The 13,478-nt window shown below is 75.6% G+C and carries 5 protein-coding genes; 2 read left to right on the top strand and 3 right to left on the bottom strand.

Translation table 11 applies throughout. The annotated features are described in order from the left end of the window. The first annotated feature begins 5 nt into the window (after positions 1-5). Complete coding sequence (locus tag E1285_RS13215) at positions 6-3,167, top strand: non-ribosomal peptide synthetase (RefSeq protein ID WP_132151658.1); 3,162 nt, start codon at positions 6-8, stop codon at positions 3,165-3,167. Next, complete coding sequence (locus E1285_RS13210; protein ID WP_132151656.1) at positions 3,164-6,484, top strand: non-ribosomal peptide synthetase; 3,321 nt, start codon at positions 3,164-3,166, stop codon at positions 6,482-6,484. Before E1285_RS13215 ends, E1285_RS13210 begins: the two co-directional genes overlap by 4 nt. Here the strand turns inward: E1285_RS13210 and E1285_RS13205 are convergent. From E1285_RS13205 to E1285_RS13195, 3 genes are read right to left on the bottom strand one after another with little or no spacing between them, the layout of a single operon-like run. Further along, on the bottom strand, positions 6,452-7,492 hold the full coding sequence (locus tag E1285_RS13205; protein WP_132151654.1) for an LLM class F420-dependent oxidoreductase: 1,041 nt from the start codon (positions 7,490-7,492) through the stop codon (positions 6,452-6,454). The two genes, E1285_RS13210 and E1285_RS13205, sit on opposite strands and share 33 nt — an antisense overlap. After that, a complete protein-coding gene (locus E1285_RS13200; RefSeq protein ID WP_132151652.1) occupies positions 7,471-8,223 on the bottom strand; it encodes a thioesterase domain-containing protein in 753 nt (250 codons plus the stop codon). The genes E1285_RS13205 and E1285_RS13200 overlap by 22 nt, the downstream gene beginning before the upstream one ends. Next, entirely contained in the window at positions 8,220-13,478 is a 5,259-nt protein-coding gene (locus E1285_RS13195; protein ID WP_132151650.1) for a non-ribosomal peptide synthetase, read from the bottom strand. Before E1285_RS13195 ends, E1285_RS13200 begins: the two co-directional genes overlap by 4 nt.

Below are 13,478 nucleotides of genomic sequence, written 5' to 3'. Positions count from 1 at the left end.
ACCGTATGAGCGTCGACGTCTTCCCCGTCTCGTCCGGTCAGGAGCGGATGTGGTTCCTCAGCCGGTTCGAGCCCGACCTCGCGGTCTACAACGTCTGCCTGTGGATGCCGATGCCGCGGGACGCGGACCCCGAACTGGTCGAGGGTGCGCTGGCGGCGCTGGCGAAGCGGCACGAACCGCTGCGCACCACGTTCGACTTCCGGGACGGGCAGGTCGTCCAGCTCGTCCACGCCGGGGTGCCGGCCGCCCTCGCCACCACGGATCTCGGCGCGCTGCCCGCCCCGGAGCGGGAGGCCGAGTTCGACCGGATCGCCCGCGACGACGCGGGCCGGCCGTTCGCGCTGGACACCGCACCGCTGTGGCGGGCCCGGCTGGTCCGCCTGGACGAGGACGACCTGCGGCTGGTGTGGATCTGCGACCACACGGTCTTCGACGGCGCCTCCTCGGCGATCTTCGTCGACGAGCTGTACGAGGTCCTGGCCGCGGCGGCCGCCGGGCGCCCCCCGGACCTGCCCGAACTGCGGATCCAGTACGCCGACTACGCCGCCTGGCAGTGCGGCCGGCTCACCGACGAATTCCTGGCCGGGGAACTGCGGTACTGGCGGCGGCGCCTGGACGGCCTGCCCGCCGACCTCGGCCTGCCGGCCGACCGCCCCCGCCCCGCCGTCCGCACCTACGGCGGCGGACTGCACCTGTTCTCGCTGCCGCCCGAGCTGACCGCGCGGGTCGACCGGCTGGCCAAGGCGCTGGGCGTGACCCCGTTCATGGCGCTGCTGGGCGCGTTCAAGGCGGTGCTGGCGCGCTGGGCCGGGCGGGACGACATCACCGTCGGCTGCCCGATGTCCGGACGGGTGCTGCCGGAGCTCGAACCCCTGATCGGGATGTTCGTCAACGCCGTCCTCATCCGCACGGACCTGTCCGGCGACCCGTCCTTCCGGGAGGCGGCGCGGCGGGTGCGGGGCACCCTGCTGGACGCGATCGACCACCAGGAGATGCCCTTCGAGCGGCTGGTCGAGGCCCTGCGGCCGCAGCGTGACCTCAGCCGTCCGCCGCTGTTCCAGGTGGCGTTCAACCTCGTCCCGTCCGACACCCGGGGGCAGATCGCCAACGGCACCACCAAGGTCGACCTGAGCCTGGACCTCAACGTCCGCGAGGGCAGGATGCACGGGCGGCTGGAGTACGCCACCGACCTGTTCGACGCCGGAACGGCAGAACGGCTCGCGGGCTGGTTCCAGGAATTCCTCGCCGCGGCGGTGCGGGATCCCGACCGGCCGATCTCCGCGCTGCCGCTGATGGACGCGGGGGAACGCGAGCGGATCCTGGCCGCCTCCCGCGGCCCCTCGATGCCGCTCGGCGCCGGCACGGTCCTCGGCGACCTGTTGACCGGTGCCGCACCGGACGGCTCCACGGCCGTCATCGCGCCGGACGGCGGCACGCTCTCCTCCGGCGAACTGCACGCCCGCGCCAACCGGCTGGCGCACTGGCTGCGCTCCCAGCGCGTCGGCCCCGAGACGCCCGTCGCGGTCTGCGCCGAACGCTCTCCCGAACTCGTGGCCGGCGTGCTGGCGGTGCTCAAGGCCGGCGGCGTCTACACGCCGCTCGACTCCGACCATCCCTGGCAGCGGCTCGCCGCCCTGGTGGCCGACAGCGGGGCCCGCCTCGTGCTCACCCAGTCGCACCTGTCCGGCCGCCTGCGCAACCTGCCCGCCCGGCTCGTACCCCTCGACGAGGACGCCGCGTGGCGCGACCTGCCCGACGGCGAGCCCGCACGGGTCAACCGCCCCGGCGACGCCGCCTACCTCCTCTACACCTCCGGGACGACCGGCAGGCCGAAGGGCGTCGTCACCACCCACGAGGCGATCGTCAACCGGCTGGAGTGGATGCGGCGCTCCCACCCTCCGGGCGCGGTCGTCCTGCACAAGACCCCGATCAGCTTCGACGTCTCGGTGTGGGAGCTGTGCCTGCCGCCGGTCTGCGGCGCCGCCCTCGCCCTCGCCACGCCCGGAGGCCACCGGGACCCGTCCTACCTGCGCGACCTCATCAAGGAGCGGCGGGTGACGACCGCGCATTTCGTGCCCTCGATGCTGGCGTCGTTCCTGGCCGCCGAGGGCGTCGAGGAGTGCCGGTCGCTGCGCCAAGTGATCTGCAGCGGCGAGGAGCTGCCCCGCGACCTGGCCGCCCGCTTCGCCGACCGGCTCCCGGACGCCGCACTCCACAACCTGTACGGGCCGACCGAGGCCGCCATCGACGTCAGCGCCTGGCGGTGCGAACCGCGGGCGTCCGGGCCCGTCCCGATCGGCCGTCCCGTGCCCAACACCGCGCTGTACGTCCTGGACGAGCGGATGGCGCCGGTCCCGGCCGGGATGCCGGGCGAACTGCACATCGCGGGCGTCCAGCTCGCCCGGGGCTACCACGGGCGGCCCGGGCGCACCGCGGCGTCGTTCGTCCCCGACCCGTTCGGCCCGCCGGGCTCGCGGCTCTACCGGACCGGCGACCTGGCCCGGCGGCGGGCCGACGGCGCGATCGAGTTCCTCGGCCGCGCCGACACCCAGGTCAAAGCGCACGGCGTCCGCGTTGAACTGGGCGAGATCGAGACGGCGCTGGCGGAGCACTCGCGGGTGGAGCGGGCGGCGGCGGCGCTCCGCGAGGACGCCCCCGGCGGGCCGGGCCTCGTCGCCTACGCGGTGTGGTCCGGCGACCCGGGCGACATCACCAAGGTGCTGCGCGACCACCTGTCCCGCAGGCTGCCCCCGACCGTGATCCCGCAGGCGTTCGTGCCGGTGGAGGCGCTGCCGGCCGGGTCCAGCGGCAAGCTCGACCGGGCGGCGCTCCCCTCCCCCGCGGGCGCCGGGCGCCGGACGCTCGGAACCGGCTACCGGGCCCCCGGCACCCCCATGGAGGAGGAGCTGTGCGCGATCTGGCGGGACCTGCTCGGCCGGGACCGGGTCGGGGCGCTGGACGACTTCTTCGAGCTGGGCGGCCACTCCATGCTGGTGGTGGAGCTGATCAACCGCGTCCGCGCGGCCTTCGGCGTGGAGCTGCCCCTCCGCCGCTGCTTCGAGATCACCACGGTCGAGGGGTACGCCCTGGAGATCCTGGAACGTCGGCTCGGCGGGCAGGACCTCGACCGGCTGCTGGACGACGTCGCCGGGGAGCCCGGACCATGAGCGACCTGAGTGAGCGCCTGGCCAAGCTGAGCCCGGAGCAGCGGGCCGCGCTCGAACGCAGGCTGGGCGCCGCCCCGCCCGGGGCGCGGGAGCCGGGCATCCCCCGGCGGGCGGACGACGGCACCCCGGTCCCGCTGACCGCGGGCCAGGAACGGTTGTGGTTCCTCCAGAAGTTCGACCCGGACGACGCGTCCTACAACATGTTCATCGTCCTGCGGCTGCGGGGCAGGCTTGCCGGGCCGGCGCTGCGGCACGCGGTCGACGAGATCGTCCGGCGGCACGAGATCCTGCGCACCCGCTTCCCCGCCGCCGGCGACGGGCGGCCCGTCCAGGAGGTCGGCGCGGGCGCGCGGGTGGAGCCGGAGCGGCTCGACCTGACCGGGCTGCCCGCCGGTGAACGCGAGGCCCGCGCCCGCGAACTCGTTGCCGACCGCACCAACCGCCCGTTCGACCTGGAGCGGGGGCCCCTGCTGAGAACGCACCTGCTGCGGCTCGGCGAGGACCACCACGTGCTCTGCGCGGTGCTGCACCACATCGTCGCCGACGGCTGGTCGCTGAAGGTGTTCCTGTCCGAGCTGTCCGAGCTGTACGGGGCGGCCCTGGACGGGCGGCCGTCGCCGCTGCCGCCGCCGCCGATCCAGTACGGCGACTTCGCGGCCTGGCGGCGCGCCCGGCGGGAGCAGGGCGCCGACGGCGACCAGCTGGCGTTCTGGTCGGGCGCGCTGGCCGGAGCGCCGACGCTGGAGATACCGACGGACCGCCCGCGTCCCGCGGTGCGCACCTCGGCGGGCGACCATGTCGCCCTGGTCCTGCCCGCGGAGCTGGCCGGCCGGCTGGAGCGGGTGGGGCGCACCCGGCGGGCCACGCTGTTCATGACCGTGCTCGCCGCGTTCCAGGTGCTGCTGTCGCGGCACGCCGGCCAGGACGACGTCTGCGTCGGCTCGGTCGTCGCGGGCCGGGACCGTCCCGAACTGGGACCGCTGATCGGGTTCTTCCCCAACACGATCGTGCTGCGCGGCGACCTGTCCGGCGATCCCTCCTTCGGCGAGCTGCTCGACCGGACCCGGGGCACCGCCCTGGACGCCTTCGCCCACCAGGACCTCCCCTTCGAGGAGCTGATCACCGCCCTGGGGGCGCGGCGCGACACCGGCCGGACGCCGCTCTTCCAGGCGATGTTCGCCATGCAGGACGCGGAGGCGGCGACCGCGGACCTGCCCGGCCTGGCCTGCGAACCGTTCGAGCCGGGGGTCCGCCAGGCCAAGTTCGACCTCATGCTGGACGTCACCCGGCGGCCGGAAGACATGCTCGCCTTCCTGTCCTACAACCGCGACCTGTGGGACCGCGCCACCATGGAGCGGATGGCGGGCCACTTCCGGCGCCTGCTGGAGCTCGTGGCCGACGGCGGCGACCCGTCCTTGTCCACCCTCTACCGGGAGATGCTCGGGGACGAGGAGCGCCGCACGCTCCTGACGTTCGCCTCGGGTCCCCGCCCCGCAAGCTCCCCGGTCGCCCCGGATGCCCCGGATGAGTCGCTGTCCCGGCAGGCCGCCCGCACCCCCGGCGCGGTCGCGGTGCGCCAGCAGGGGCGCACCCTCACCTACGCCGAGCTGGACGCGCGGGCCGGCCGTCTCGCCGGTGCGCTCCGCGCGGCCGGCGCGGGCCCCGGCACGGTCGTGGGGGTCTGCGGGGAACGTTCGCCCGACCTGGTCGCGGCCCTGTTCGCCGTGCAGCGGGCGGGTGCCGCGTACCTGCCGCTCGACCCCGCCCATCCGCCCGCCCGGCTGGAGTACATGGTCCGCGACAGCGGCGCCGCGCTGCTGCTCACCGACGGGTCGGCGCACGTCCCGGGAGTCGCCGCGCTGCCGCTGGACGCGGAGGACACGGCGGGCCCCGCGCCGTCCACCGCCGCCGCGGCGGCCGATCTGGCCTACGTCTGCTACACCTCCGGAACCACCGGGAGGCCGAAGGGCGTGGAGGTCGAGCGCCGCGCGCTGGCGTCCCGCGTGCGCAGGATGCGCGACGACTACGGGCTCGGCGCGGGAGACCGCGTGCTCCAGTTCGCCTCGATCGGCTTCGACACGCACGCCGAGGAGATCTACCCGGCGCTCGCCTCGGGGGCCGCGCTGGTCCTGCCTCCCGCGGGCATGCCGCTCCCGGACTTCTTCGGCACGTCCGAAGGGGCCGCGCTCACCGTCCTCGACCTGCCCACGTCGTACTGGCTGGAGCTGGTCTCGCACGGGGAGCGGATCCGCTGGCCGGAGGGCCTGCGGCTGCTGATCCTCGGCGCGGACCCGCTGCCGGGCGCGGCGCTGGCCGCATGGGCGCGCCTCGGACGTACCGGCGTGCGGCTGGTGAACACCTACGGCCCGACCGAGACGACGATCATCGCCACCTCCGCCGAGCTGGATCCCGGCCGGGCGGAGGAGCGACCCCCGATCGGGCGCCCGCTGCCCGGCACCCGCGTGCACCTGCTGGACGGCGGGCTCGATCCGGTGCCGATCGGCGCGGCCGGGGAGGTCTGCGTCGGCGGGGACGGGGTGGCCCGCGGCTACCGCGGCCGTCCCGCCACGACCGCCGAGCGCTTCGTCCCCGACCCGTTCGGGCCCCCGGGCGGCCGCCTCTACCGGACCGGTGACCTGGCCCGGTACCGGCCCGACGGCGCGCTGGAGTTCCTGGGACGCGCGGACGACCAGGTGAAGCTGCGCGGGTACCGGATCGAGCCGGCGGAGATCGAGTCCGTCCTGCTGGAGCACCCGCAGGTGGCCGGGGCGGCGGTCGTCGTGCGGGAGGACCTTCCGGGCGACCCCAGGCTGACCGCGTACGTCGTCGCCCAGGCCGGTGCGCGGCCCTGGGCGGACGAGCTGCGCGGGCATCTGGGCCGGGTGCTGCCCGCCTACATGCTCCCGGCCGCCTTCGTCCCCTTGGACCGGCTGCCTCTCACCCCCAACGGCAAGCTCGACCGGGCCGGACTGCCCGCACCCGAACGGGGAAGCAGGGATCGCGAGCACACGCCCCCGGAAACGGCCGCCGAGGACCTGGTCGCCGAGATCTGGTGCGAGGTGCTGGGCATCGACCGCGCCGGGACCTCGGACGACTTCTTCGACCTCGGCGGGCACTCGCTGCTGGCCACCAAGGTGACCGCCCGGCTCGGCGCGACCCTCGAACTGGACGTCCCCGTCCGGACCGTCTTCGCCCACCGCACCCTGCGGGACCTCGCCGCCGAGGTGGAGCGGCTGCTCGCCGAGGAGATCGACCGGCTCACCGACGAGGAGGCGCGGGCCCGGCTAGACTCCGGCCAGCTCGGCGATCAGGCGTAGCTGCTCCATCCGGAGCCGCAGCGTGGGATGCACCAGGCCGACGATCAGGGTGGTGGCGCCCGCCTCGCGGTACGCGGCGATCCGGTCGCGGACGTGCTCGGGCGGCCCGCAGATGGTCATGGCGTCGACCAGCTCGTCCGACATCGCCGCGATCGCCTCGGCCTGCCGTCCGGCCAGGAACGCCTCCTGCATCGCCTCGGCCTCGCCGGCGAAGCCGAGCCGCCGCGCGAGCCGGTTGTGGAAGTTCGTCTTCCGCGAGCCCATGCCGCCCAGGTACAGGGCCAGCATCGGGCGCATCATGTCGTAGGCGATGTCGAGGTCGTCCTCGACGAGGGTGAGGATCATCGGGGCGGTGTCGAAGCCGTCCAGGGACCGGCCGGAGCGGGCCGCGCCCTCCTCCAGCAGCCCGCGGCAGCCGTCCAGGTACTCCGGCGGGACGTTGAGCGGCAGCCAGCCGTCGGCGATCTCACCGGTGAGCGCGACCGCCTTCGGCCCGATCGTCGCCAGGTAGACGGGAAGCTCCTCCTGGACCGGCGAGACGGCCAGCGACATCTCCTTGCCCTGCCCGCCCGGCAGGGGGACGGTCAGCGTCTCGCCCTCGTGCACGACCGGCTCGCGGGCCAGCGCCTTGCGGACGACCGCGACGTAGTCGCGGGACTCCGCCAGCGGACGGCCGTAGGGCAGCCCGTGCCAGCCCTCCACCAGCTGCGGCCCGGAGAAGCCGAGCCCCAGGCGGAACCGTCCCCCGGAGATCTGGTCGATCGTCGCCGCGGTCATCGCCGCGGCGACGGGGCGGCGCGCGGGCATCTGGAGGATCGCGGTGCCCAGCCCGATCCGACCGGTGCGGCCCGCGAGCCAGGCCATCAGGGCGGCGGGGTCGGTGCCGTAGGTCTCCGCCGCCCACACCGAGTCGTAGCCGAGCCGTTCGGCCTCGGCGACCAGCTCCAGGTGGTCGGCGGGCCGCAGCCCGGTGTTGCCCCAGTAGCTCAGGCTGTATCCGAGACGCATCCGGCGCTCCCGAGTTCCTCGGCGATGACGGCGGCCAGCTCGTCCGGGGCGGTCTCGGCCAGCCAGTGCGATGCGTCCAGCCCCCGCAGGACGGGGCGGTCCGCGGTCTGCCGCCGCCAGCCCAGCAGCCCGCCCCGGGTCAGCGAGGTGTCGTGCCGCCCGTACAGGACGGTGACCGGCGTGCCGAGCGGGGCGGCGGCCGGGCGGTGCCGGTATCCGGCGAGCAGGCCGAAGTCGGCGCGCAGCGCCGGTTCCAGCACCGGCCGCAGCGCCTCCCGCGCGGCGATCTCGTCCGGGACGCCGCCCATCTCGATCAGCTCGTCCCAGAACAGGTCCGAGGGCAGCGCGTGCAGCCGGCGCGGCAGCACCGCGACGTCCGGGGCGGCGAACGAGCCGACGATCAGCCGTGCCGCGGGGCGGTCCAGCGCCCGGCACGTCAGGAAGGCCAGCAGGGCGCCGCTGCAGTAACCGAACAGCGCGAACGGCTCCGGGACGTGCCGGGGGAGGTCGGCCGCGAGGTCCGCCACGAACGGATCCAGGTCGGTGCGGGGCGGTTCGGCCAGGCGGGCCTGCCGTCCCGGCGGGCTGACCGACCAGACCTCGACGTCGCCGGGGAAGCGGCCGGCCAGCGAGCCGGCCGACGCGGGCCCGCCGCCGGCATGGGGGAAGACCACCAGCCGGATCCGCGCCTCGGGACGCGCCTCGACCGGGACGAACAGCGGCGGGCTCATGGCCTCTCCCCCAGATGCGCGGCCAGTTCGGCGGGGGTCGGATACTCGAACACCGTCCGCACGTCCACCTCGGTGCCCGCGATCTCCTCCAGGGCGCTCACCAGCCGCACCGCGAGGATCGAATGCCCGCCGTGCAGGAAGAAGTTGTCGCGCGCGCCCAGGCCGGGGCGTCGCAGCGTCTCCCGCCACAGCCCGACCAGGCGCTCCACCAGCCCGGGGTCGCCCGGGGACGGCGCGGCGGCCGGCGCGGGAGCCTCCTCCGGCGCCGGGAGGCGGGCGTAGTCGATCTTGCCGTTGGGCGTCGCGGGGAGGCCGTCCAGCAGCGTGAATCCCGAGGGCACGGCGTAGCCGGGCAGCCGGGCGCGGGCGTGCCGCCACAACTCCTCGGCCAGCCCGTCGCCGGGCGCGGCGTCCGGCTCGACGTAGGCGACCAGCCGCCCGTCGCCCTGCGGGTCGCCCGCCAGCGTGACGGCGGCGGCCCGGACCCGGCGGTGCTCGTGCAGCACCGCCTCGACCTCGCCCAGCTCGATGCGGTGGCCGCGCAGCTTCACCTGCCGGTCGGCCCGTCCGAGCAGCTCCAGGGCACCGTCGTGCCGCACCCGGGCCTGGTCGCCGGTCCGGTAGAACCGCCCGTGCCGGGGATGGTCTCCGAACCGCTCGGCGGTCAGGTCCGGCCGCGCCGGGTAGCCCAGGCTCACCCCGTCGCCCGCGACGCACAGCTCCCCCGGCACGCCGGGCGGCAGTTCCCGGCCCGCCTCGTCCAGGACGAAGACCCGCGTGTTGGCGAGGGGGGCGCCGACCGGCACGGGATCCTCCGGCGCTCCGGTGATCTCGGCGGCGGTCGACCAGATCGTGGTCTCGGTCGGGCCGTACACGTTGAAAAGGCGGCACCCCGCCGACAGCAGCCGGCGGGCGAGCGCGGCGGGCATCGGCTCCCCGCCGCACAGCACCGTGCGGCCCCTCAGCTCCCCGGCCGCCTCGGCCGCGACCAGCCGCCACGCGGTCGGCGTCGCCTGGATCACGGCGACGTCGTGGCGCTCGACCAGTCCCAGGAAGGCGGACGGCTTCAGCTGCGCCTCGTCCGGCGCCACCACGAGCGGGGCCCCGCACAGCAGCGGCAGGAACAGCTCCAGCCAGGAGATGTCGAAGGACGTGGTGGTCGACCAGAGCACGGGCTCGCCCGGCCCGCACCCGAGCCGTTCGGCGAAGTCGCAGACCAGGTTGAGCAGGTTGCGATGGGAGACCGCGACGCCCTTGGGGCGGCCCGTCGACCCCGAGGTGTGGATCACGTAGGCGGCGGCCCCCGGCTCGGGGGCGCCCCGGTCCAGCAGCTCACCCGGCCCGGTGGCGTCCGGGACCGGGAGGACCGGCCGCTCGCCGGCCCATCCGGCGCTCTCGCCGGGCCGCACCAGCACTGCGCGCGCGCCGGCGTCCTCGACCTGGTAGGACAGCCGCATCTCCGGTTGCCGCGCGTCCAGGGGCAGGTACGCCGCGCCCGCCGCCCACACCCCGAGCACCGCCGCCGCCATGGCCGCCGACCGGCCGAGCGCGAGCGCCACGACGTCTCCCGGCTCCGTGCCGTGCTCGCGCAGGAGGTCGCGTACCGCGACGGCCTGCGCGACCAGCCGCGCGTAGGTGACCGTGTCGTCGCCGTCCACGACCGCGGCGGCGTCCGGCGACTCGGCGGCCCGCCGGGCGATGCGCTGCGCGAGCGTTCCCGGACCGTCCCACGTCCGCTCCGTGCCGTTGAGGGCGTCGAGCACCGCGCGGTCGCCCGCCGAGGCCAGGCCCAGTTCCGCTACCGGACGGCCGGCGTCCTCGGCCGCCTCCTCCAGCAGCACCTGCATCCGCGCGATGTACGACGCGATCTCCGCCTCGTCGTGCACCTCCGTGCTGTGCCACGCGCGCAGCGTGAAGCGGCCCGGCTCGGGGACGGCGACGCACTGCAGGTCGAGCCGGCTGCGGTCGAACAGGTCCTCGATGTAGCCGGGCACCTCACCGGTGATCGCGATCCGCTCGTCGGTCCAGGGCCGGTAGTTGAACATGTGCCGGAACAGCGGGACGCGCCAGTCGCCGGTGCCGTGCCCCCGCTCGGTGATCACCGTCTCCACCGAGACGTCCGCGTGCTCCACGCCTTCGAAGAACGCCTCCGCCACCTGCCGGACCAGGTCGGCGAACCCGGCGCCCGGGTCGGGGCGCACCCGGAGCGGCAGGGTGCTGACCCCGTAGCCGACACTGCGGCGGGTGGCGGGACGCCGGGTGGTGACCGGTATCCCGATCACCAGGTCGGGGCCCGCTCCGTGGCGCAGCAGCATCAGCGCGAACGCGCTCATCAGGATGATGTTGTCGGTCACCTGGAGCCGGCCGCGCAGCCGCTCCAGCGCGTCCCGCGCGGACGCCGCCATCTCCCAGCTGCAGGTGTGCCCGGCGAACGTCGGGCGCCGCGGCGCCAGCCGGGTGCCCGGCAGCACCATCGCCTCGGGTTCGGCGCCGCGCAGCCGGTCGGTCCAGTAGCGCAGGGACGCGGGGTCGGGCTCCGGCTCGGCAAGCAGCGGCGCGGGCCCGGCCAGGTCCTCCGGGACGGCGCGCCCTTCGGCGACGGCGTCGTACAGCCGCCCGATCTCCTCGACCAGGAGCTGGACGGCGGGCGCGTCGATCACGATGTGGTGGGCGGCCAGGCACACCACGCTGGCGCCGTCCGGCAGGACGAAGTGCCCGGCCCGGAACAGCGGGTCGCGGCCCAGGTCGAACGGCTCGTCCAGGAACGCCTGGAGATCGCCGATCAGCGTCTCCTCGGTGGTGGTGTCGGTCGGCACCTCGATCCGGGCGTCGCCGGGGCCGGTCAGGTGGCGCAGCGGGACGCCGTCCACCTCGGGGAACCGCAGCCGCAGTGCGGGCTGCCGGGCGACCAGCCGCTCCACCGCGGTCTGCAGCGGGTACCAGCGGAGGGGGCGGGCGGTGCGGAACGCGATGCCGATGTTGGAGACGCCGGTACCGGGGGCGAGCCGCTCCAGCATCCAGAACGCGTGCTGGGTGCGCGACAGCGGGCGCAGCGGCTCGGCCGGGGCGGGCAGGCCGGGGACCTGCGTGATCTCCGGGTCCATCGCGGTCTCCCGCGCCGGGGCGGTACCGGTCTTCGGAGCGGCCGGGCCGGAGCCGGGGACGGCCCAGTGCCGTTCGCGCCGGTAGGGGTAGGCGGGCAGCGGGACGCGGCGCGGCGGACGGTCGGAGTCCAGCGCCGCCCAGTCGACCGGCCGGCCCATCGTCCACAACCGCCCGAGGGTTTCGAGCACGGGGCGTGTGCCGCCGCGACCGTCCGCCCTGAACGACGCCAGAGCCGTGACGGGACCGTCGTCCGGGAACAGCCGGGTGAGGGCGTCTCCCGGGCCCGCCTCCAGGACCACCTCGGCCCCGGTCGCGCGCACCTCCCGCATGTGGTCGCCCACGGACGGCGTGATCAGATCGGGTAGGTCGGTGGCCATCACGCTGCCGAGCTCGCGCGTTCCACGCACCACGTCAGCGACGACCTCGCCCACGCCGTGGCCCACCAGCGCGTGTGGCTGCACGCCCCATGCCTGCCACATCCGCGCCAGGGCGTACTCGAAGGTGAACAGGAGCGCTCGGGCCTCTGGCCCGTCCTCCGGCATCTCTCCCGACGTCCAGAGGTCGTAGATGTCCAGTCCCTCGTCCTCGAACCGTTCCAGCAGGACGTCGGCGGTCTCCGTGAAGGTGCGCTCGGTGCCGTAGAGGCCCTGCGGGAGCGGTCCGGCGAAGGCACCGGGAAACGCGAACGCCACCCTCGGGGCGCCCGCCTCGGTCGCCTGCGCCTCCCCGGCGAGCGCCGCCGCGGCTTCGGCGGCATCGGAGCAGACCGCGGCGCCGCGATGGGAACGGGTCGCCCGGCCCTGCTGCAAGGTCGCGACCGCGTCCTCGAAGTCCCCGGCGCCTCCGGCGAAGTGCCGGGCCAGGCCCGCGCGCACCTCGTCCGCCGCGCGGGCGTCGTGCCCGGACCAGACCACCAGCCGCGGCCTGCGATCCGGCAGGGGCGCGGGGGCGGGCGGTCCCTCCGCGACGACCAGGCAGGCGTGCACGTCACCCGTGGCCCGGTCGCACACCAGGGCCTGCCGGGACGTGCCGTCCGCGCGCGGCCAGGCGCGGCTCTCACCGACGATGTCGAACGGGCCCGACCGGATCGCGGGATGCGGGGTGCGGGCGTTGACGGTCGCCGGGATCCTGCCCCGTTCCAGTGACAGCAGGACCTTGAGCAGCCCCGCCGCGCCCGCGGCCGACGCGAGGTCGCCCACCGCGGACTTCACCGACCCCAGCCGCACCGGCCCTTCCATGACCTCGCCCAGCGCGGCCAGCTCCGCGAGGTCCTCGGCCGGTACGCCGGATCCGTGGGCCTCCACGTACCCGATGGCGTCCGCGTCGACGGCGGCCGCGTCCAGCGCTTCGGCGATGCAACGGGACGGCCCGGCCGGATCGTGCGACGTGGCCCCGCCGCGAACGACCCCGAGGATCCGGGAACCGTCCAGGATCGCTTCCGAGAGCCGCCGCAGCACCACGACGCCGGCGCCGCTGCCGGGGACCGTCCCGGCCGCGCGGGCGTCGAAAGGGCGGCACCGGCCGTCCGGCGCGTACCGCGAGCCCGGCGCCCACCGGTAGCCGTGACCGTAGGGCATGCGGATATGGCCGCCGCCCGCGACGGCGATGTCGCAGTCGCCCGACCGCAGCGCCTCGCACGCCAGATGCACGGCCGCCAGGGACCCGGTCGATATGCCGACGCAGGGCCCCGTCAGCCCGAGAAGCGCCGCCACCGAAGCGGCCGGATCGGGCCCCGGCGAATCGTCACGCAGGTGCAGGTCCCGGTAGCGGCCCGTCCCGCAGGCCGCGAACACCCCGGTGCGCTCGCCCACCGCGGAGACGTCCAGACCGGCGCTTTCGAGGGCGGAATGCGCCAGCTCGGCGAAGACCCGCGCCTGCGGGTCGCAGCGCCGCGCCTCCCCGGCCGTCATGCCGAAGAACGCGGCGTCGAACCCGGCGGCGTCCGGCATCAGCGCCGCCGCCCGCACGTAGGACGGGTCGGCGAGTTCCTCCGGGCTCACCCCGGCACGCAGCAGATCGCCGTCGGCCAGTGCGGTCACGGCCTCCCGCTCGCCGCTCAGGCCCTCCCAGAACTCCCGCAGCCCCGGGGCGCCGGGCAGGCGGCAGGACGCGCCCACCACGGCGATCGGTTCCGGCGCGTGACCGTCCAT

It is taken from the genome of Actinomadura sp. 7K507, from assembly GCF_004348425.1.
Classification (GTDB): Bacteria; Actinomycetota; Actinomycetes; order Streptosporangiales; family Streptosporangiaceae; genus Spirillospora.
Note: the sequence above shows the minus strand (reverse complement) of the source record. Positions and strands in the feature narration are given on the sequence as shown.

Coding starts and splice junctions, on each gene's coding strand:
- E1285_RS13215 (WP_132151658.1), top strand. CDS start 6: ATGAGCGTCGACGTCTTCCCCGTCTCGTCCGGTCAGGAGCGGATGTGG.
- E1285_RS13210 (WP_132151656.1), top strand. CDS start 3,164: ATGAGCGACCTGAGTGAGCGCCTGGCCAAGCTGAGCCCGGAGCAGCGG.
- E1285_RS13205 (WP_132151654.1), bottom strand. CDS start 7,492: ATGCGTCTCGGATACAGCCTGAGCTACTGGGGCAACACCGGGCTGCGG.
- E1285_RS13200 (WP_132151652.1), bottom strand. CDS start 8,223: ATGAGCCCGCCGCTGTTCGTCCCGGTCGAGGCGCGTCCCGAGGCGCGG.
- E1285_RS13195 (WP_132151650.1), bottom strand. CDS start 13,478: ATGGACGGTCACGCGCCGGAACCGATCGCCGTGGTGGGCGCGTCCTGC.